The sequence below is a fragment of the Bradyrhizobium sp. 521_C7_N1_3 genome (assembly GCF_052075975.1).
Lineage (GTDB): Bacteria > Pseudomonadota > Alphaproteobacteria > Rhizobiales > Xanthobacteraceae > Bradyrhizobium > Bradyrhizobium japonicum.
In genome coordinates this window covers 6,670,682-6,691,173 of sequence record NZ_CP197232.1, presented here as the reverse complement: position 1 = coordinate 6,691,173, position 20,492 = coordinate 6,670,682, and the positions used below count along the sequence as shown (strand labels likewise).

21 protein-coding genes and 1 pseudogene are annotated in these 20,492 nt (G+C 58.5%); 18 read left to right on the top strand and 4 right to left on the bottom strand.

Annotated elements, in window-relative coordinates; all coding sequences use genetic code 11:
• The first annotated feature begins 28 nt into the window (after positions 1-28).
• The 10 genes from AB7008_RS31550 to AB7008_RS31505 all read left to right on the top strand — a co-directional run bounded on the left by AB7008_RS31550 (position 29) and on the right by AB7008_RS31505 (position 11,871).
• A complete protein-coding gene (locus tag AB7008_RS31550) occupies positions 29-658 on the top strand; it encodes a TerC family protein (RefSeq protein WP_441260056.1) in 630 nt (209 codons plus the stop codon).
• Positions 659-1,100: 442 nt separating this feature from the next.
• The gene (locus AB7008_RS31545) at positions 1,101-2,375 is read left to right on the top strand and encodes a site-specific integrase (RefSeq protein ID WP_014494377.1); all 1,275 of its coding nucleotides are present in this window, start codon (positions 1,101-1,103) and stop codon (positions 2,373-2,375) included.
• Entirely contained in the window at positions 2,375-2,749 is a 375-nt protein-coding gene (locus tag AB7008_RS31540; protein ID WP_014494378.1) for a hypothetical protein, read from the top strand. The genes AB7008_RS31545 and AB7008_RS31540 overlap by 1 nt, the downstream gene beginning before the upstream one ends.
• Positions 2,750-2,857: 108 nt before the next feature.
• Complete coding sequence (locus AB7008_RS31535; protein WP_441260055.1) at positions 2,858-3,079, top strand: helix-turn-helix transcriptional regulator; 222 nt, start codon at positions 2,858-2,860, stop codon at positions 3,077-3,079.
• Positions 3,079-4,026: a hypothetical protein gene (locus tag AB7008_RS31530; RefSeq protein ID WP_441260054.1), complete on the top strand. Its 948-nt coding sequence runs from the start codon at positions 3,079-3,081 to the stop codon at positions 4,024-4,026. Before AB7008_RS31535 ends, AB7008_RS31530 begins: the two co-directional genes overlap by 1 nt.
• 153 nt (positions 4,027-4,179) lie before the next feature.
• Positions 4,180-4,350: a hypothetical protein gene (locus AB7008_RS31525; protein ID WP_014494381.1), complete on the top strand. Its 171-nt coding sequence runs from the start codon at positions 4,180-4,182 to the stop codon at positions 4,348-4,350.
• A gap of 203 nt (positions 4,351-4,553) precedes the next feature.
• Positions 4,554-5,972 (top strand): phage/plasmid primase, P4 family, encoded by a 1,419-nt coding sequence (locus AB7008_RS31520; protein WP_441260053.1) that lies wholly within the window; start codon positions 4,554-4,556, stop codon positions 5,970-5,972.
• 115 nt (positions 5,973-6,087) lie between these two features.
• Positions 6,088-6,924, top strand: a complete 837-nt coding sequence (locus tag AB7008_RS31515) for a bifunctional DNA primase/polymerase (protein WP_014494384.1) — start codon at positions 6,088-6,090, stop codon at positions 6,922-6,924.
• Between the two features lie 887 nt (positions 6,925-7,811).
• Positions 7,812-8,063 carry a hypothetical protein gene (locus tag AB7008_RS31510; protein WP_141378547.1) on the top strand — a complete coding sequence of 84 codons (252 nt, stop codon included), beginning with the start codon at positions 7,812-7,814 and terminating at the stop codon, positions 8,061-8,063.
• A 1,444-nt stretch (positions 8,064-9,507) separates the two neighbouring features.
• The gene (locus AB7008_RS31505; protein ID WP_441260052.1) at positions 9,508-11,871 is read left to right on the top strand and encodes a PAS domain S-box protein; all 2,364 of its coding nucleotides are present in this window, start codon (positions 9,508-9,510) and stop codon (positions 11,869-11,871) included.
• A 498-nt stretch (positions 11,872-12,369) separates the two neighbouring features.
• On the opposite strand, the gene AB7008_RS31500 is transcribed toward AB7008_RS31505, so the two are convergent.
• Positions 12,370-12,585 (bottom strand): transporter substrate-binding protein, encoded by a 216-nt coding sequence (locus AB7008_RS31500; protein WP_028170172.1) that lies wholly within the window; start codon positions 12,583-12,585, stop codon positions 12,370-12,372.
• A 271-nt stretch (positions 12,586-12,856) separates the two neighbouring features.
• Positions 12,857-13,066, bottom strand: coding sequence for a hypothetical protein (locus AB7008_RS31495; RefSeq protein WP_014494388.1), 210 nt, complete (start codon positions 13,064-13,066; stop codon positions 12,857-12,859).
• Positions 13,067-13,354: 288 nt separating this feature from the next.
• On the opposite strand from AB7008_RS31495, the gene AB7008_RS31490 reads away from it, so the two are divergent.
• A complete protein-coding gene (locus AB7008_RS31490) occupies positions 13,355-14,488 on the top strand; it encodes a sensor histidine kinase (protein ID WP_354118336.1) in 1,134 nt (377 codons plus the stop codon).
• A 171-nt stretch (positions 14,489-14,659) separates the two neighbouring features.
• Here the strand turns inward: AB7008_RS31490 and AB7008_RS31485 are convergent, their stop codons facing one another.
• Positions 14,660-15,043: a septal ring lytic transglycosylase RlpA family protein gene (locus AB7008_RS31485; protein WP_080593881.1), complete on the bottom strand. Its 384-nt coding sequence runs from the start codon at positions 15,041-15,043 to the stop codon at positions 14,660-14,662.
• Positions 15,044-15,219: 176 nt separating this feature from the next.
• Between AB7008_RS31485 and AB7008_RS31480 the strand changes: the two genes are divergently transcribed.
• The 4 genes from AB7008_RS31480 to AB7008_RS31465 all read left to right on the top strand — a co-directional run bounded on the left by AB7008_RS31480 (position 15,220) and on the right by AB7008_RS31465 (position 17,101).
• A complete protein-coding gene (locus AB7008_RS31480; RefSeq protein WP_014494390.1) occupies positions 15,220-15,444 on the top strand; it encodes a hypothetical protein in 225 nt (74 codons plus the stop codon).
• Between the two features lie 110 nt (positions 15,445-15,554).
• Positions 15,555-15,860 (top strand): alpha-ketoglutarate-dependent dioxygenase AlkB, encoded by a 306-nt coding sequence (locus AB7008_RS31475; RefSeq protein WP_441260051.1) that lies wholly within the window; start codon positions 15,555-15,557, stop codon positions 15,858-15,860.
• On the top strand, positions 15,860-16,807 hold the full coding sequence (gene ligD, locus AB7008_RS31470; protein ID WP_014494392.1) for a non-homologous end-joining DNA ligase: 948 nt from the start codon (positions 15,860-15,862) through the stop codon (positions 16,805-16,807). Before AB7008_RS31475 ends, ligD begins: the two co-directional genes overlap by 1 nt.
• Before the next feature lie 114 nt (positions 16,808-16,921).
• A complete protein-coding gene (locus AB7008_RS31465) occupies positions 16,922-17,101 on the top strand; it encodes a hypothetical protein (protein WP_014494393.1) in 180 nt (59 codons plus the stop codon).
• Between the two features lie 55 nt (positions 17,102-17,156).
• On the opposite strand, the gene AB7008_RS31460 is transcribed toward AB7008_RS31465, so the two are convergent.
• On the bottom strand, positions 17,157-17,693 hold the full coding sequence (locus tag AB7008_RS31460; RefSeq protein ID WP_135216008.1) for a DUF4142 domain-containing protein: 537 nt from the start codon (positions 17,691-17,693) through the stop codon (positions 17,157-17,159).
• A gap of 845 nt (positions 17,694-18,538) precedes the next feature.
• Between AB7008_RS31460 and AB7008_RS31455 the strand changes: the two genes are divergently transcribed.
• The 3 genes and pseudogenes from AB7008_RS31455 to AB7008_RS31445 all read left to right on the top strand — a co-directional run bounded on the left by AB7008_RS31455 (position 18,539) and on the right by AB7008_RS31445 (position 20,478).
• Positions 18,539-19,039, top strand: coding sequence for a YciE/YciF ferroxidase family protein (locus AB7008_RS31455; RefSeq protein ID WP_014494395.1), 501 nt, complete (start codon positions 18,539-18,541; stop codon positions 19,037-19,039).
• Positions 19,040-19,137: 98 nt separating this feature from the next.
• Positions 19,138-19,731, top strand: a complete 594-nt coding sequence (locus AB7008_RS31450; protein ID WP_354269169.1) for a carbohydrate porin — start codon at positions 19,138-19,140, stop codon at positions 19,729-19,731.
• Positions 19,625-20,478, top strand: a pseudogene (locus tag AB7008_RS31445) (carbohydrate porin). Before AB7008_RS31450 ends, AB7008_RS31445 begins: the two are co-directional and overlap by 107 nt.
• The last annotated feature ends 14 nt before the right edge of the window (positions 20,479-20,492 follow it).

Here is a 20,492-nt window from a genome sequence, read left to right as displayed (position 1 = left end):
CCATTCCCCTGCGGCGGGGACATGACCCGTGCCTGATTATTTCGATACAGATGTCCTTAGCGTATTCTTGCAGATCGTTCTGATCGACCTGGTGCTCGCTGGCGATAACGCCATCGTCATCGGTCTTGCTTCAGCCGGACTTCCTGAGGCGCAACGAGGCAAGGCGATCTTGATCGGTATTGCCGCCGCGACGATGCTGCGCGTCTTACTCGCCGGGTTGGCGACGCAAATCCTCCAGATCGTTGGCCTCTTGCTCGCCGGCGGGATCCTGTTGTTGTGGGTGTGCTGGAAAATGTGGCGAGAGTTGCGCACATTCTCCACAGGGCCAACAGGTGCGATGGACCCTGCTGGAGCAATTGCAGGCAGCAAAGCTCGCAAAACACTCGCTCAAGCGAGTTGGCAGATTGTCGTGGCCGACGTTTCCATGTCTCTCGACAACGTTCTGGCCGTGGCAGGGGCAGCACGCGAGCATCCGATGATCTTGATTTTCGGACTGGGGCTTTCGATCGCGATGATGGGCGTGGCCGCTTCTTTCATTGCGCGCCTTCTGCAGACTTATCGATGGATTGCTTACGTCGGTCTAGCTGTCATCCTTTATGTGGCGGGTGACATGGTCTTTCGCGGGACGTTGGATGTCATCAACGTTGCGTCGATATGAGATGGATCGCGCCGATGCGGACGTCAGTGAAGTAGATATGCCAGTTCTCCTCGTGCGGATTCTCGGAGCGGCGGCGGGTACGTGCGGTCATGGGCATGGATATGCCGCCAGAACGTCACCGGAACAACTGATCCTGTTTTTATGACTGGTGAAACCGCTGCCGTTCGCTGTTCGTGCCGACTTTGCCGAGCGGCAGAATGCGAAGGAAACCTTATAAAACAAGCTAAGCGCTGGTGCCGGCTGAGGGGATTGAACCCCCGACCTTCGGTTTACAAAACTGGTCCGACAGTTTTCGCGGGCTTGCCTATTGTTTCTAGAGATGAACAAAATCCCTTGTAAATAGGCCGTATTCCCTTATCTTGCTTTCACCGTGTTGCCGCGGGATGGCCCTGGTTTTCCGTTCTGGTGGCTTCTCGGTGGCTACTTTTGAGGGAAAGACCGAATGCCGATGGTTCGATTGGGCGCGTCATCACTAGGGATCAAGCCGGAGTTTCCACCGACCAATCGAGGCGCCAACCGGTACGTCATTTACTGGGACACAGAGCTTAAGGGCTTTGGCCTGAAGATCACCGAGAATGGGCACAGGGCGTGGATTGTTGAGTATCGGCCCGGCGCGGGAGGTAGGGGCGTTTCTAAGAAAAGAATAGTACTGGGCTCGGCCTCCACATTAACCGCCGAGAAGGCGCGCAGGGCCGCTAAGGATGCGCTGGCAAACGCCAGAGTCGGCGATGACCCTGCGACAGCGCGAGCCGACGGGCGTGCAGCGATAAGCGTATCAGACTTGGCCGATGCATTCATTACTGACCACGTGGAACCAAAGCGGAAGGATCGAACGGCGTCGACATATCGCCGGTTGATCGATGATTTTATCAAACCGAAGCTGGGAACCGCGCGTGCTGTTGACCTTACCCGCGCTGAGGTCGCCAAGCTCCACCTATCACTGCGCAAGACAGCGGTCACGGCTAATCGTGCCATTGCCGTGCTGAGCGCTATTTATTCGTTTGGCGACGCGCGCGGACTTGTGCCGGAAGGGACGAACCCGACCAGGAAAATTGAAAAGTACAAAGAACAGAGCCGCGAACGCTTCCTGTCGGTTGAAGAATTCCAGCGGCTCGGGGCCGCACTGCGGGACGCCGAGACCCGCGGCATTCGATGGGAGCCGGACCCTGTCAAGAAAGCTAAGCATGCTCCTAAACCTGAAAACCGCGCCGTCGTGGTCGACCAGCACGCCGTTGCTGCCATTCGTCTATTGTTACTGACCGGTGCGCGCCTGCGGGAAATCTTGCACCTCCGGTGGCTGGATTGGGACAAGCAGCGCGGTTTACTCAATCTGCCCGACTCCAAGACTGGCAAAAAGTCCCTCGTTTTAAATGATGCTGCCACGGCTGTGTTGAAGAACCTGCCGAAGCTGGGGCGCTATGTCATTGCGGGCGAAAGCGCCGGCCAAAAGGACGAGCGGCCGCGCGCAGATCTGAATAGGCCTTGGCGCGCAATTCGCCGTCGCGCTGGACTTGAGGATGTCCGCCTGCACGACCTGCGGCACTCCTACGCTGCAGTCGGTGCGGGTCAGGGATTGGGTTTGGTGCAGATCGGCGGCCTGCTGGGGCATTCCCAGCCGAAGACCACAGCCCGATATGCCCACCTTGCCAACGCGCCGCTGCGCGCGGCAACCAATATAATCGGCGACACGATCGCCAGTGCGCTTGGGGGTAAGTAATGGCGGCCCTTCCGAAGTCGTTTGATCTGGAAGCGATGAGACTCCGTGTGCGCCTTCATCAGGGAGAACGGGATTCGGTGAAGCAGCGCTGCGCAGAAATCCTAGCTGGGAGCAAAACCCGCCCCGAGATTCAGAAGCTCGCCGACGAACTTGCCAAGGCTTGCCGCGGCAGACCGAGAACTGGCGCGAAATACTTGTGGTTTGAAATCGGCGAACGGGACGGGATTCTTCGCGACGAGGGCCATAAGTATGAGGTTCGGCTCAGGCTACTGGGTGAGGAGTTCGACCTGCGCGACGAATCGAAGATCAAGACCGCCTTGGCTCTCTATAAGAAGGCCATGGACGAATACGACGCGATCGCGCGCAAGGGCTAGTTTCTTATTTTAAGCAACCATCTTTCCTATTATAGGCAACTAAGATCATAGGCCGATACGGCGCATATTCCTTCCAACGTCGCGACTCTCGCGGCAAATGTGGAGGAAATGATGCACAATCTTCGGGTCGCGGAGGCGGCCGAACTACTTAGACTTTCGAAGTCGACACTCGATAAGCTCCGCTGTCATGGCGGGGGGCCGACCTATTTCAAACTAGGGCGAGCGATTGTCTATGCGCGGGCCGACCTGGACAAATGGATGCTGTCTCGGCGACGGAATTCTACCGCTGTTGCAGCCCAAAACAACGCGTCCAAGAGGGTGGCTGCGTGATGGACACTTGGGAGAACATCGCCATCACCGCCGCAGCCATGCCAGAGCTAATTCAAACAGGTTTGAAAAAAGGTCGGGGCATGGCGCGGGCCTCGCTCGACATGATTGCTGCCATGCGCGACATCGCCGAGGAGGTTCGGCCCGTCACCGGTCGCGGCATCGGCTACAAGTTGTTCACCCGTGGCCTTATCACGTCAATGTCGACCAACAACATGCAGAAGGTATATCGCCTTCTGCGTGTCGCTCGGGAACAAGGCACGATTCCTTGGGACTGGATTGTCGACGAAACCCGCGAGCTTGAGCGGGTTTCAGCATGGAGCAACCCGGCCGAGTATGCCCGTACAGTCGCATGCTCCTACAGGCGTGACTTCTGGGACCAGCAGCCCTGCAGGGTCGAAGTGTGGTCCGAGAAAGGTACCGTTCGCGGTGTCTTGAAGCCTGTCTTGGACCAGTATGCTGTGGGATTCCGAGTCCAACATGGTTTCAGTAGCGCGACTGCCGTGCATAACGTTGCCGACGACACTGATGGAAGGCCGCTTGTTGTTCTCTACGTCGGCGACTTCGACCCTTCGGGCATGTACATGTCGGAGCACGACCTGCCGCAGCGGTTGCGAGAGTATGGCGGCAACCATGTGAGGTTCAGGCGCATTGCCCTGACCGAGGAACATTTGCGCGGATTGCCTTCATTCCCTGCCGCCGACAAGCACAAGGACCCGCGTCACCGTTGGTTCACTCAGCACCATGGCTCTGAGTGTTGGGAGCTGGATGCCATGGACCCCCGCGACCCGCGTGACTGCGTCGAGAGCGCCATCGTTGAGTTGATTGAACCCGTAGCTTGGGAGCGCTGCGAAGTCATCAACGCCGCAGAACTAGAATCCTCTGCGCGACATCCTCGTCATGTGGAAGAGTCCGAACTGAGGGCGGCTGGCTTTTTCAAACCTGTTTGAGAATAAGCGTCGCCTGAGGGGCGCCGCTTAGCTCGATCGGCCTCTAGCCGAGAGCATCGTTCCGAAGGAGCAATCCCACACATATTTTGTTCGTCGCGCTTTTAGTGTCCCGTCCCAAAACTCGCACTAGTACTCACAGACATGGAGGTGAGGATGACGCCGCAACTAAACTTCCACCGCGACACCAAGCCGATCAAGATCCCTGGTTCTTACAACCTTTACTACGACCCCGTCCAGACCGACCGCGAACTGACGAAAATGTTTCAGATGGGAGATGACTATTTTGATGAGGATAGTCGCTACACACGCGCGACTAGGCGCTGATCTTGCCCGAGCCGACGTTGAGGTTCTGCCCGGCCTCGCACTCTTCGGTGTTCGCATCCTTCGCGCAAACGATGGCGACTATCGGGCCTTCGCCCAGGGTGCATCGTTCAACCGCGACATGGTGAAGTCAATTGCAACTCTGATCATGGGCGAATGCCAACGTGTCAACGCAAGCTAACTCAGTCTATAGGGGCGACTGCACGATGCACAGCACTGCCATATCTAACGACAATGTTACTAACGCCGGGTTCGGTGCAAACGACAATCGGCGTGAGCCAGATGCAGGTGTACAGCCGACCGAGGACGCGGTCGCTAAGGTGTTCGCCAACAGTTACCGGAACCAACTACGCTATTGCCACACGGCTGGCGCATGGTTTGAATGGACCGGATCGCATTGGTGCAAGGACGAAACGGGGATCGCCTCCCATTACGCGCGGGTGATGGCGCGCGAGATGTCTAAGACCTGCACGAGTGCGAAGGTGCTTGCAAGTATCAGGAAGAGGTCGTTCGCAAGTGGCGTAGAGAACTTTGCGAAGAACGAACCTATGCTAGCCAGATCCTACCGTGCTTGGGACATCGACCCGTTCCTTCTGGGAACGCCGGACGGTACAGTTGACCTGCGCACTGGCAAGCTGCGCGCAGCGGATCCTGCCGACTGCATCACCAAGGTGACTTCCATTGCTCCGTCCGATAGGGCCGACTGTCCGCGGTGGCTCGCGTTCCTTGACCAGGCGACGGGCGGCGACCGGGAGATGATCCGCTTTCTGCAACAATGGTGCGGCTATTCGCTGACCGGCGACACGCGCGAGCACGCGCTTGTTTTTGCTTACGGTCCCGGCGGAAACGGCAAGTCGGTTTTCCTCAACACCGTGTCGCACATCATGCTGGATTACGCGACTACGTCATCAATGGATACGTTCGTTGAGTCCCGCGGCGATCGTCATCCGACCGATCTTGCCATGCTTCGCGGCGCGCGCCTGGTGACCGCCAGCGAAACTGAGGCTGGTAAGAACTGGGCGGAAAGCCGCATCAAGTCGTTGACCGGCGGCGATCCGATCACGGCGCGGTTCATGCGCCAAAACTTTTTCACCTTCATGCCACTGTTCAAGCTGTGTATCGTCGGCAATCACCAGCCGCGGCTCCAGAATGTCGACGACGCAGCCCGTCGACGGTTCAACATCATTCCGTTCATTCAGAAGCCCGAAAAACCTGATCGCCAGCTCGAGTCCAAGCTTCGCGATGAGGCGTCCGGAATTTTGCGATGGATGATTGATGGTTGTCTTGATTGGCAGCAAAACGGACTGGTGCGGCCGACGTCAATCGTGGAAGCGACCGAAGCGTATTTCGCAGAGCAAGATGTCTTTGGGCAGTGGCTGCGCGATATGTGTCGCGTCGACGATGGCAGTCGGAGTCTGTCGGAGTTTCAGGCAGATTTGTTCGAGTCGTGGACGAAATACGCCGAGGCAGCAGGCGAGAAGCCCGGCAGCCGCATTGCCCTGGGAAAGGCGCTGGAAAATCGTGGCTTCGCTAAAAAATCAACGAAGCGTGGAGTAATGCATTTCGGCGTTCAGCTTACGAAAGCCGAGCGCGAAAATCACCACGACAGCCAGGGTAATGAGTGATGAAAAGTGATCACTTTTTCCATAATCGGCCCTACGCGAGCGCGTAGCAAAGTAAAATGGTAAAAGTCGTCACCAGTCGTCACCTCATCACCACGTTTTTTTCGATTGGACAACTATGCTCAATCTAGCCCTATCCCTAGCCGCGGCACGCCTCCCGGTATTCCCCTGTCGGCCTGAGAACAAGCGGCCCTATACGTCGAACGGCTTTAAGTCCGCGACCGTCTTCCCACACATCATCAATCGCTGGTTTACCGATTGGCCCGATGCTCTTGTCGGCATGCCAACCGGCGAGCGCACGGGTTTGTGGGTGCTGGACATGGACGCGCACAAGGGCGCCACCGAATCCGACCTGCCGCACGACGTGCCGCCGACCACGACCGTGCGCACGCGCTCCGGCGGCAGGCACTTCTATTTCCGTCATGTCGGGCTGGGTAATTCACCGGGCAGGTTGCCGCACGGCTGGGATGTACGTGGAACTGGTGGCTATTGTTTGGTTGCTGGCAATCCGGGCTATACGCTGGATGTCGACATGCCGCCTGCCGACGCGCCTGAATGGCTGGTGACGCTTATCCGACCCCGCCCATATGTGCCGCGCCCGAGCCAGCCTTATCAGCCGCAAAGCCATGACCGCTACGTTGACGCCGCTGTGCGCGCAGAGCTTGCCGCGCTAGCCGGCGCCGCACCCGGTACGCGCGGCACGCTGCTGAATCGCACGGCCTTCACGCTAGGCACATTCGTCGGCGCCGGTGCTCTAGACCGTGGCGAGGCTGAACATGGACTATTTGATGCCGCGCACGGCTGCGGGTTGATTGCGCTGGACGGCGAGCGTGCGGTGCGGGCAACCATCCGGCGTGGTCTGGATGCAGGCACCAGACAGCCGCGCGCACTGCCGGAGCGGGACAACACGCCGATAGTAGATGTGAGCAAGTTGCTGCGGAAGCGGAGGGCATGACAAGGCGGGGGTAGGGGCCATCTCGATCTCTCCCACCGTGGGCCTCAACTTCCGGCCGCACAATTAGACGCGTTATCCCGCAGATTTCGAGATAATTTTTTGGCCGGTGACACAAATAGAAAACCTGCGGCGTCGCGTCCCCAAGTGCCCATACCGGTATGGTGACGAACCGCCCGAGGGTTTGAAGCCACCCCACCCAACACTCGATCGGCGCGCAGACGTCGACGAAACGAAGAGCCGCACAAACGGCCAGATCAGCAAGTCACGTTACGTTGAGGTTTTTATGAAACATACTCCAATCCAACCCGTCTTGCCCGCGCAGGCAGGAGCTCAGATTTGCGCCTGCTGCAAGACTACGCCGCGCCTCCAACACCGGAATATCACAACGACAACCCGCCTTGCGGCTTTGGCGCGGACTGCTTCTGGAGGTGCGCCCATCGCCTGCTGAACTGCTAGGGCTAGCTTAGGACGCAATCGCCGCGGGCCCATACGGTCCCGTTAGCCCGACTGATATTGACCGGGCAACCCGGCAACGTATCCGTTTCAAGGATGGCCGTATTGATCAATGGCTCGGCGGCGACGGGCGTTGGCATTCTGCGGAGCGCACTAGCGGCACGAGCGTGGCAAACGTCGCCATTCGGAAGCCGAACAGCAGGAGGACGCGGCCCGCCATCTGGCGCTGCCCGCCACAGGCCAACTTCCGAGTACCATCTACAAAGCTACTGGAAGGCCATGCTTTGCGCTCTTGCACCGGCTTGGCGTTAGCGGGGTCTACAGCTTCGACGAGTCCTGGGTTAACGCCGGCCTATACCCGGCGTGTCGGGTGCCGCGCTACATGGTTGGCATTGCGCGTGGCGCGCCGTTTATGGCCGGTAGGACTCGTCGGAATGCCTGCGCTTCGGAGAGCAGCTTCGCCGGCCCTGAATACGCCATTCTCGCCGGCCTCGATGCCCCGTGTTGCTGCTGCGCTTGGCGATCACTGCGATGTGTTGGAGCGCTCGCTGGACGGCGACACCGCACGTGAGATCGCCGTGGCGAATGGTTGGGGCAATGGCAAGGCGGGCGAGCGACGGGCGGTCACGGCACAGGACAACGCGCTAGCGGCGTTGGCCGCAATGGAGAAAAAGCTCGCGGCCTAGCAATGAAACCATGGTCTAGCCTCATTTGAGACTGGAATCGCCAACCAATATCTCCCGCGCGCTAGAGCGGGGAGGCGGCGAGACGTGGCGGACGGGCGAAAAATCAGTGCCTGTATAGGCCAGATCGTGATTGATGGCTCTCCTTTGCGCTGCAAGGTACGCCATCTCACAGCTTCGTCCGCAATCGTTCAGACGCTTGACGCGCCTTTAATGCCAGCGACCTTCGGTTTGCGTATTCCAAGCGTTGGACTCGACTTGAGTTGTTCGGTTGTGTGGCGCGATAAGCGCCGTCTCGCTGTGAAGTTTCTGAACTAGCAGCCACTGTTTCTCGTAAACGGCGTCCCTCAGCTCAATCCCGGAACGTAGGATGGCGGCCACCATGGCCAGCTTGAATGACGCACTTCCTGCAATCGACCGGCACGTTGAATTTCCACGCTCAAGAAGCGTGGGCGTCGCACGCCGATTGCACGACGCCGGCAACTGCCGACCCGGCATTTTGCAGGCCAGTTATGAGCCCATAGCAACGTTTTGAGGGTGAGCGCGGGGTAGACGCGTGAACGGGGGTGGGTCAGATCCTTCCGACCTTCGTCCATAGCTACCGGCGGCCCCCGAAAATTCGCGCATCTGCATTTCAGAATATGGGGTATCTTAGGTTGCATTGTATACTAAGTCGCGCCGACGAGAAGAATCGGAGCTGCGGGTAAGTGTGCCGAGATCAGCGCTCCGTATTCGAATAATAGTTCCTTCATGAGGCCGCTAGCAATCGATCCGATCGGCTCGGAGCGGTCTCCGATCGATCTCCGCGGAGGACATCGGCGCGTTGCTTGGCGGTGTCGCGAGGCGACGATAGCGGCCGCTGGCGGCCCGATCCGCAGCCGCCTGAATCCGCTTATTTTCGTAGAGACGGAGGACGCTCTCGTCGCCCATCAGGGCCGAGGGGAATGGGCCGCTGCGGATCGCGCCAACGTTCGCCCTCGGACCAGAACGTCGGGTTGCGGGTATCGAGCGGACTCGGGGGCTGGCTGCATGAGACACGTGGCCGCGGACGAGACTGCTGGCGACAGCGACGCAGATCCGCAAATTCCCCGAGGGACAAGGCGTAAGGCCGCCTCAGTTGGCGACCTCTATCATCATTGCCACCACGTCAGTGAATAGGTTTGCTCGGTGTGTTTGCGTCGCTGTTGTCGCTGGTCGAGAAGGTGATGCCTGAGCCCCGCCAATGTCGCGCACCAATATGCTCAAATTCGCAGCCAGCTATCCGGCGTTCGTCAAACTCGCACCAATCCGCCTTTGGTTGCGAGCTAATGAGCCACGCCTTACACGCCGTGTGACCGTGGACAAAGGCCAGAAGTCAGCTGCATGACCGAAGGCCAGATGGAACTCAACCGTCTTAGTATTGTTTTACCTCAACCCTCCAGCAGTCGGCGGGCTGGATAGGACCCGAATGGAAAAATCAGACCGCTTCGATGCTGCACAATCCAGCGAGGGGCGTTATCGGCTACTTGTTGAGGCGATCACCGACTACGCGATCTATATGCTGGATCGCGACGGGCATGTCACCAGCTGGAACCCGGGGGCGAAGCGCTTTAAGGGCTATGAGGCCGAGGAGATCATAGGGCACCACTTCTCGACATTCTATACGGAGACCGAGCGGGAGCAGAAAGTGCCTGCGTTGGCGCTGGAGGAGGCGGAGCGAACCGGACGCTTCGAGCGAGAGGGTTGGCGGGTGCGCAAGGACGGCACGCAGTTCTGGGCCCATGTCATCATTGACGCGATCCGCTCGCCTAAGGGCGAGCTTGTAGGTTTCGCCAAGATCACTCGGGATCTGACCGAGCGAAGGGCTGCCGAGGCCAAATTACGCGAAAGCGAGCAGCAGTTCCGGCTAATGGTCCAAAGTGTGACGGACTACGCCATCTACATGCTGGACGTGGAAGGCAACGTGGCGAGTTGGAACGCTGGAGCCCGGCGCATCAAGGGGTACGCTCCCGAAGAGATCATCGGTCGCCACTTCTCCAATTTCTATACGGAAGAGGATCGCGCCGCGGGCCTCCCGCGAACAGGCCTGCAGACCGCATCCCGTGACGGACGGTGGGAGCATGAAGGTCAAAGGGTACGAAAGGACGGCACTCGCTTTTGGGCGCATGTCGTGATCGACGCGATTCGAGACGACGACGGGAAGCTCGTAGGATTCGCCAAAGTGACCCGGGACATTACAGAACGGCGTGAGGCGGAAGCCGCGCTCCAGGCGGCGCAAGCAACGATGATCCGATCCCAGAAGCTGGAAGCGATCGGCCAACTTACTGGCGGCGTTGCCCACGACTTCAACAACTTGCTGCAGGTCATCAGCGGAAATCTGCAACTGCTTAGGAAAGATATCGCTGGTAATGCCCGGGCCGAGATGCGGGTCCAAAACGCCCTCGGAGGTGTGGCCCGAGGTTCTAAACTTGCCTCTCAACTGCTTGCCTTTGCAAGGCGACAGCCGCTGGAGCCAAGGGTAGTGAACGCGGGCCGTCTCATCAAGAACATGGATGAGATGCTTCGTCGCGCCCTCGGTGGGGAGATCGAAGTCGAGACGGTCGTCGCAGGTGGGCTGTGGAATAGCCTCATCGACCCGGATCAACTGGAAAATGCGGTCCTGAATCTTGCGATCAACGCCCGCGACGCGATGAACGGCGAAGGCCGGCTGACGATTGAAGCAAGTAATGCCTTCCTCGACGACGAATATGTCCGCCAGCATGACGAGTTGTCTGCGGGACAATACGTGATGATCGCGGTGACCGATACAGGCACCGGAATTCCGCCGGATATCCTGGAACGGGTCTATGAGCCATTCTTCACAACCAAGGCGGAGGACAAGGGTACGGGCTTGGGCCTCGCCATGGTTTACGGCTTTCTCAAGCAGTCCGGCGGACACGTGAAAATCTACAGCGAGGTAGGGGCCGGGACCACGGTGAAGCTGTACTTCCCGCGAGAGATGGCATCCGAAGATACTCTGGTGGGGGCTCCGACCGGAGAGGTTCAAGGCGGAGAGGAAACTGTCCTCGTGGTTGAGGATGACGATGAGGTTCGCGAGGTCGCGGTCTCGATGCTTACCGAGCTCGGCTACCGCGTGGTCAAGGCGCGAGATGCAGCGAGCGCACTCGTCGTTGTCGACAGCGGCATTCCAATAGACCTTATCTTCACCGACGTCATGATGCCTGGCAGCCTGCGTAGCCCGGACTTCGCAAGAAAAGCCAAGGAGCGTTTGCCAAACGTCGCCGTACTTTTCACATCCGGCTATACTCAGAACGCCATCGTGCACGGCGGGCGGCTCGATCCCGGGGTGGAACTCCTGGCCAAACCTTACACGCGCGAGGCGCTCGCGCGGAAAATCAGACACTTGCTGGCTAATCAAGCTCAAAGGCGCGTCGCTCAGGGATCGCAACACTCGGCCAACGAAAAGTCTTTCAAGGACGCGACCGTGTTGCTCGTCGAAGACGACGACCTCATCCGCCTGACGACAACAGAGATGCTAAACGATCTTGGATGCAACGTAAAAGAGGCCAGCACGGCTCAAGAGGCCTTGAAGATCCTGGATGAGCACCCCGTGGACATCTTACTTACCGATGTCGGACTCCCAGGAGTTTCCGGTCTAGAGCTCGCAAGGAATGTCTATGCGCGCCGGCCCGATCTTTGCCTAGTTCTCGCGACAGGTGACAGCGGATTGAAATCTGAAGCCGCGCGATTGGGCGCAATACTCGTCGTGAAGCCTTACACTCCGAAGTCTCTTCGTCAGGGTTTGGAACAGGCGATGAACAAGCGTCGCTGAATAGATAGGTCTCACTGGGTGAAGCAACTTAACCCCATGCGCTTTCAACATTGACGCTATACGATATTCAAAGTCCACGCTGATGCTGGCTGGGTAACGCCGAATGTGAGGTTAACGCTGCGCCGAATTACAGAAAGGCCGGCGCAACGTCCGATTTGGCACACAGCCGACCTTTTTGGGAAAGCCCGCGACGATTAGTTTTGACCCCAGGCGGACTACATCTCATCTGAAGACCAAGAACGTGGCACTGGTCAGCGCACTAACTGTGGCGTGAGATTTTGACGCAACTAGCGATGTAAGAATCACCAGTCCTTGAATGAAGGCTCAGCACATCCACCGCAAACCCAGAGAAATGTCCAATCGGCGGTGCGTCTCGCGCTCTCCGGAGGATATCGGCTCCGCACGGATGCCTTGATCGGGCTGGCGGACTGCCAAACGACCTCGAAGGTACCCGTCGCCGCCGGCTTCGAGAGATGATGATTGGTATTCATCACCAGCTCAAAACCACTTGGCGCCCCTTACGCGTTGTCCGTACATGGCTTGCCGGACCGCCTCGACATCGACCGTGCCGGCTTGGCTGACCGCCTGAGCCCGCATCCTGAAGCCGATGTAAGTCGCCTCCTTTTGATCGTTGGTGGTCGTGTCCCGTTGTTCGTTGAACTCCGTCCACATTCTGATGAACGCGTCGTTTCGATCGAGGTCGACACTGCGCAACTCATGTTCGCTGACGTGAGGGCCATGACTGGATCTGACGGGCATCTACCTGTTGCTTTATCAATACGGCTTACATATGAGCGTTGGAATCCCCAGCGACCGTCGATATCATTGCGGTCTTTGGTCCAGCTGTGCCTAAAGCCTACCTCGCGCATTGGCTTCCCCGCGGCCGTTAGCGAATTACGGACATCGCGGGCTATGATTATACGCGCTAGCGCCACTCCGGCCCAAGTTCCTAAATCTTACGTTTGACTGGTCGACACGCCGATTGCTAACGAGCGGCTCTTTTCTCCGGGTCATCCCGGCGCTGCGCCATCTCTGTGTTTCGGTCGAGCTGCGCACGCTCGCTGCGGCGCAACCTTCCCGTCTTCATAACGCCATACAGAATTGTGCCACCCAAGATGAAGGCGCCAATAAACATCATCCAGAGCGCCGTCACTGAGGTATCGCCGAGTAGCATTCCGACGCCACTGTTTCCCATTTTCGCTCTCGCTGTTTGTCTCAAGAACCAAACCCGCATCGGAGCGGAGGTTCCTGTGGAGCTCGCAGCAAGCCTTCCGACTCGAAATCCCATCTCTTTTTGCAGCCCCCAAAGGTACGTTGGCGATCGGCAAGCCGTTTTCGGTCGACCAGTTGAGGGCTAAATTGCGGATCGCGGCTCCTTTAGCGACCAAGCCAGCTTGTACGGTCTCGGCGCTTAGGCACAATTCATGAGGCCCGACGTTAGAAACGAATGGAGGACCACCCGACCGAACACACTGAGGGCGATGTGCTGGACAAACTCCGGCGCCACATCCGCATTTTGGTCGATATCGGTCGTCTTTCGGTTGAAGACCCCGGAGCAGAACGCTTCTTGGACCAAGCCGTGCTGCAAATTGCCCGCGCCGTGGAAATCCACCATGTTAAGGTGCTTCAATATCGTCCAGACACGTCCGATCTTCTGTTGATTGTGGGAGTCGGCTGGAAGGATGGTGCCGTCCGCACCGCCACGCTGTCGGCCGACCTCCGCTCGCCGCCTGGCCGCGCCTTCCAAACGGCCGAGCCTGTCAGCATCAGAGATTTCGCCGATCAGAACGAATTTGTTCGTTCCGAGTTCTTGGCGGAGCATGGCATTGTGGCTGTCAGCAACGTCCCGATCCTCATCGGCGGCGCCGCATGGGGCGTGCTGGAGGTGGACAGTACAAAGCCGAGAGACTTCTCGCAGGATACGACCGAGTTTCTGACCGCCGCCGCCGCGCTGATAGGTGCTGTGCTCCGTCGCGGTGCGCATCCGGACGAACATGCAAGCCTTATGGCTGCGGTCGCGGAAGCTAAAAAGGGGCAGATCTTGCTTCGAGAGATGCAACATCGGGTCAAGAACAATTTTCAGCTCGTCCTGTCCTCGATTTCCATCCAGAAGCGCCGCTATCTTGATCCAGAATCACACCGCGCTCTGGATCACGTGGCCAGCCGCATCAACGCCATCTCGCTCGCACATGATCAGCTTGCCCCTCGCCAAGAAGGGCAGATCGTCAGACTTTCCCATTACATCCGGGCTCTTTGCAGCGCGATCCGGAATCAGGTGGATGAGGTTGAAGTAGACGTCGAGTGTGACGAACTCGAGTTGGCGATCGACCGCGCCCTCCCGGTTGGCCTCATTTTAAATGAGACTGCGATGAACAGCATCAAACATGCGTTCGGTGCAGAGGGAGGCAGGATCAGCGTAAGTTTAGTGGGAGGCGTCGGCTACGGCGAGGCCCGATTGACAGTGACAGACAACGGTCGCGGCATTCAACATCCTAACGAAAACGGGTCGGGCCTTAAGCTGATTACCTCTCTGGCGAGACAAATTGGCGGTACCGTCGACCAGACCAGCAGCGACGCGGGTACAACAACAACGCTTACATTCCCTTTGATATCGTAAAGTGGGACCTGCTGAGGCAGGCACGGGATAGGCGGCGCCTCGGCTAGTCGGCCGAGGGTACACCTGCGGACCACAAGCCCACATCGTCGCTGAGGTGGGGTAGTCGGGTTGTGACCCGTCAGCGAAGTAGCGTCGCACCTCGTTGAGGTCCGCTCAGTGAGGCACGGCGGACTAGATTTGCTCAGGTTGAGTTCTTCGCATCTTGAACCGAAGCGGACCACAGTGCCGACGCGGGTGAAGCGGTAAAAGCAAGGCCCGGCCTGAAATCACAGGCCCCGTGCCTGCGTGTTTTCGCTGGGCAATGGACGTCTGTGACAACACCTCAGCACGAACCTGGGCGACGCCACGGTTGGTAAACCCCAAGCTACGCGCGGCGGCGAGCGAGAGGTCGATGACGCGACTGCGAATCCATGGTCCGCGATCAGTGATACGAACGACCACCGATTTGCTGCTCTTAGGGTCAGTAACGCGAACATGCGTGCCGAGCGGCAGATTGCGATGAGCTGCAGTTAGCGAATCCCGATCGAACGTTGTGCCGCTCGCTGCAGCTTTCATCGACGACGCCGCAATCGCGAGGTCGAAAAGCCCTGTGACGTCTGAAAAACCTTAAGTTTGCGAGGCATTCAGGTCCAATAATCCGCGATGCAGCTTGGTTCCCGATCTTGGAAGGTCAGTTCCGAAATTGGAACGTCCGGCTCTGGAGTTCGTTTAGCCGGAATAGGAGAAGCGCCATGATCCTCGAAAGCTTCGATCGCCGCACACTAGCAAGCATGGAAGCCGTTCTCGAACGGCTCTGTCAAGGCAGGCCGGACGGCGTCAATCATGAACTAAGATCTTTCATCGCGGACAGCCTTGTCCAGTGTGCAAGGAAGGGGCAGACAACGCTCGGCGCCTTGACCGAAGCAGGAGAAGCCGCGCTGGCACGCTGGGCAATCTCGGATAGGAAACAGGCCTGAGCCAAAAGCGGATCGCTTCCTCGGTCTGGGACGCGGCTGCTTCCTTACCGGCGCGCGGTAGCCAGCGCCATACGCCCAGCACGTTGATCAGAAGAAGGACGGCGTTCTGGATGATGAGCGAGCTCTTTGGCTCAATTATTCCATCGGCGTACTCGCCCGGCGCCGGCATCGGCTGGCACAAGGATCGCCCCGTCTTTGGCGATGTTGCAGGCATTTCAGTGCTCTCTTCCTGCACCCTCAGGCTGCGCAGACGAACTGAAAAGGGCTTCGAGAGGAACACTCTCGTTGCCGAGCCGCGCTCCATATACCTTCTCGGCGGTCGATCGCGCACCGAATGGCAGCACAGCAGTCCCGGCGTCGAAAGCCTGCGCTACTCGGTCACGTTTCGTAACGTGCTCGAAGAAGGTGAATCCTAGTGGCGCGCGTATCCACATTGCCGAAGCGGCTCCAGCCCATGCTCGCGACACTGACCGACGCGCCGTTCGACGATAAGGGCTGGATATTCGAGGACAAGTATGACGGCTTCCGGATGGTCGCAAACATCGACAGCGGCAAGGTTACTCTCTACAGCCGCAACGGCAAGATCATCAGCCATAGCTATATCGAAGTCGCCCAGGCCCTCGAAGGTGTCAAAGGCGATGCCGTCATCGACGGAGAACTCGTAGCGATCGGCAAAGACGGCGTATCGCATTTTCAGCTCCTGCAGAATGCGCTGCGCCATGAAGCAAAGCTGCAGTACTTTGCCTTCGACCTGATGTTTCAGGATGGCGAAGACCTTCGTGGCCTGCCGCTCACGGAGCGGAAGAAGCGCCTTAAGGGTATCCTGCCGAAGCACAGGCTCATCGGGTTCAGTCGCGACCGAAAGACTTCGGGCGTGAAAGTTTTCGAGGAGGCCGAGCGCAAGGGTCTTGAAGGCATCATGGCAAAACGCGCCGACAGCAAGTACCTATCAGGCGCGCGAACCGACGACTGGCTGAAGATCAAAACCTCGAAACGCCAGGAAGTGGTGATCGCGGGATTTACGGCGCCGCGGAGGACGAGACCGTTTTTCGGCGCACTTACACTTGCGCTGCGGGAAGGAGATGGCTGGCGTTATATCGGCCATGTCGGGACCGGCTTCAGCCACGAAACACTCGGAGAGCTGCACAAAAGGCTCATCAAGCTCAAAGCCGCCAAATCTCCTTTCGGCAAAAAGGTGAAGGACGAAGCGGTCACCACCTGGGTGAAGCCGCAACTCGTTGCCGAGGTAAAATTTACCGAGTGGACGAGCTCCGGCGAGATGCGGCACCCCGTTTATCTCGGCCTGAGAAAAGACAAGCAGGCAAAAGACGTCGTCATGGAGCGCGAGAAGCCGCGAGGATGACGCGGCATGTCAGCCCGGCTGAGCGGTGAGCATCCTTGTCTCGTTAATCCCATGAATAGGAACGAGCACCTTCGCGCATGATTGTCATCATCCACGAAGTGAAAGGACGTTCACATGGCAGACGAGCAGAATCCCAACAAGCAGCAGACCCCTGGACAGCAGAACCAGCAGGGCAATCAGGGCGGCCAGCAAGGTCAGAACCCGAATCAGAAGCCGGGCCAGCAAAACCAGGACCCGGGCCAAAACAAGCAAGGCGGCGAAAAGGGCGGCCAGCAGGGCGGCCAGAAGCCGTAAAGTAACAAAAGCCCGGCTTCGGCCGGGCTTTCCGTTTGTGTCGTGATTGCCTGACCTATTTACGGTTCTTGTCGAGCGTCTGCGCCATTTCGAGATGGTGCTTCAGTGCCGCCAGGGTTTTACCAGCCCAGTCCTTCAGCTTGGCATCGTCGCCGCCATTCGAGTAACGCTCGAACAGCGAGACCGCATCCTTATGAGCGCTCACCTGCATGGCGTCGTATTCCGACGCAAAATCCTCGGGTTTGGCCTCGCGCAGCTTTGTGATCTTCTTCTGCGACGCGTCATCGAGCGAAGCCGGGATCGCGGCTTTCAGGGTGTCGGGGACCATCGATTTGAGTTCGCTGCTCGTCTTGGTGTGGTCTTTCACCATCATTTCCGCAAACTGTTTCTCGTCCGCATTGCCCTTCTGCTGCGCGATCTTGGCCGCTTCGATCTCCGTCATGTCGCTCATGGCGGCTTCCTTGATGAAGTCTTCGGTCTTCGGCGCAATTCCAAGCGTGGAATTCACGCCGGTCTTCTCGCCGACCGACTGCGCAAAGGAGGGTGAGGCAAAGACTGCGAGCACGGCAAATGCAAGGGCTGCTTTTTTCATGAAAGTCGTCCTCTGGAGGATAATCGCGCGATCAACCTTCGTTCAGGATCAAAGTTCCTGGGCACAAAGGGACGAGCACGACGCCGGCCCGAGAGGAGGGAGACCGGGGCCGCTTGCCCGGGCAATGAGCATGCCGGACGTTCCGGCATACACTGGCAATGCCAAGGCAAGCTCTGCCGTTCCTAAACGTGGTTCGGCCCAACGTTCAAACAGGGGTATGCGCTGTGTGCACTTTTGGACCGAGACGTGCGGGCGATCATCATGGGGCCCGAGCGAGCACCGCCCGGCTGCCATGCGAAGCGTCCGCGCGCATGCGGGCTACCAGTGCCTGTCACGCCGACCAGCGAACCTGCTCTTCCCGGTGAGCCTGCTCGTTCAATCTCTCAGCGAGCTGATCCGCAAGTTCGTCCGTGTCGGCGGTCGCTATGGGCTCGCCTTTTGCGTAGCTTTTGCTTGTCTGCTTCGATCGGAAAATCATCGGGAGTTAATGCGGGTTCTTTGCTCATGTCACCCTCATGCGGCTGGCACCTGCAGACGTGGAACGCTTGGTCTCAAGGCCAGTTGCAAGCGAACTTCAATATGTTGGAAAGCCAACGTTAAAGTGCGAAGGAGATTGCGTTTATCGCGGTCGCCTCGCCCCGAGGTGGGGGACGATGAATGAAAAATGGTTTATGTGGCAGGAGGTCTGACTATGCGGCGCGACCCTAGACCGAAGATGTAGAGAAGCGGTTGAGGCAAATGGCGGAAGCCGGGCGACCGGAATTGGAACGACTCAAAGGCAGCCCCGTTAGCCGCCGAGCTTCACAGCGGTGATGCGATTACCTCAAAACATTGGAGAACCGCAAATGGCGAAAGAGCCGAAGACTCTCGACGACCTGTTCCACGATACTCTCAAGGATATCTACTTCGCTGAGAAGAAAATCCTGGCCACCCTGCCGAAGATGGCAAAGGCAGCTCAGAACGAAGAACTGAAAGCAGCATTCGAAAAACACCGCACCGAGACGGAGGGCCAGATCGAGCGACTGGAGAAGGTGTTCGCGGTGATCGAGAAGAAACCGCAGGGTAAAACCTGTGCCGCGATCGTCGGTATCACAGAAGAGGGCGCCGAGATCATGGAAGAATATAAGGGCTCGCCCGCTCTCGACGCCGGCCTCCTTGCCGCCGCTCAGGCCGTCGAGCACTATGAGATTTCTCGCTACGGCACGATGATTGCTTGGGCCGAAGAGCTTGGCCTCGACGATGCCGTCTCACTCCTTGAGGAAACCCTCGAAGAGGAAGAGGCGACCGACGAGGCTCTGACTGAAATCGCAAAGACAGCGATCAATCAGGAGGCTGAAGCAGCCTAACACTTACGATGAACTAGAAACTGCCCCGCAATACGGGGCGTTTTTTTATTCCGTCCCCTCCAGGCCGCGGGCGCCTGGTTCCATTCCCTTGACAGTGAATTTCAGACATTCGCCACAAAGCTTGGCGACACCTCCGACAGTCCCCGCATCGAGGCTGCCGTGACCCGCCATTCACTCTGAGATCTACGTCAGCGCTATGTTATCAAGGGCAGCCGCTCGAAGGGCGGGGAATCAAGTTTGCGGCGACCTACATAGGTGAAACGCTGGGCAATCCGTCGGGCGGTCTGAAACGAGGCTCCGTCTATGAAGGCCGGTTGAATCTCGCTGTCGACGTCGAGTTTGGAAAGCTCGCGGGCGTGCGCGATCTGACCTTCCATGCCAACATGTTCCAGATCCACGGCGGCGGCTTATCGCGTGGCGCGCTGCTAAACTTCATGGATGTCAGCGGCATCGAGGCGTTGCCGTCGACCCGCCTTTACGAAGCCTGGTTCGAACGCAAATGGGGGACCATGCTTGCCCTTCGTGCGGGGCAGCTCGCGGCCGATACAGAATTCATGACCGCGCAATACACGGAAGTGTTCACGAATGCGTCGCTCGGCTGGCCGGCAGGACTTTCGCTACCTTCCGAGCGGCGGTCCTTCGCCGCCGCTGGCTGCTCTCGGTGCCCGGCTGCGCGCCGACATCACAGATAATCTGACGGTGCTGGGCGCGATCTTCAACGGCGACTCGGCAGGGCCGGGCGCGGACGACCCGCAGCTCCGCAACCGCTATGGTGTCAACTTTCGCATCAACGACCCGCCGCTCGCGCTCGGCGAAATGCAATTTCTTTGGAACGGAAAAAAGGCGACCCGGGACTGGACGGAAAGTTGAAGCTAGGCGCATGGCGCCATTTCAGGATGTTTAGCGATCAGCGCTTCGACTGGATGGGGGTCTCGCTTGCGGACCCCGCGTCGAGCGGAATGCCGGGACTCATGCGCGGAGACTTCGGGGTATATTCGGTGTTTGAGCAGAAACTATATCGTGTCGGTGCGGACGACGATCGCGCCATCGGCGTTTTCGCGCGCGCTTCATACAGGCCGCCTGACCGGAACGTCATCGATTATTACGCGGACACGGGCCTAGAATTCGTCGGCCTATCGGACGGGCGGCCGAAGGACAAGTTCGGTTTAGCAATGGCGTACGCTCACGTCTCGCCCCGCGTCCGCGCCCTCGATTTCGACTTCCGAAGATTACTGACGCCTGATTGGCCCCCGCGCAGTTTCGAAGGCCTTGTCACCGCCGTGTACCAGTACGAGCTGCGTGCCGGATGGACGCTGCAGCCGAACTTTCAGTTCATCGTGCGACCGGGCGGCGGCGCGACGGGCCCGCTCTCCGCTTTTCCCGGCAAGGCTCTTAAAAACGCGGAAGTCTTCGGTCTTCGAACCGTGCTTAAGTTCTGACGCGAGCGACAGCG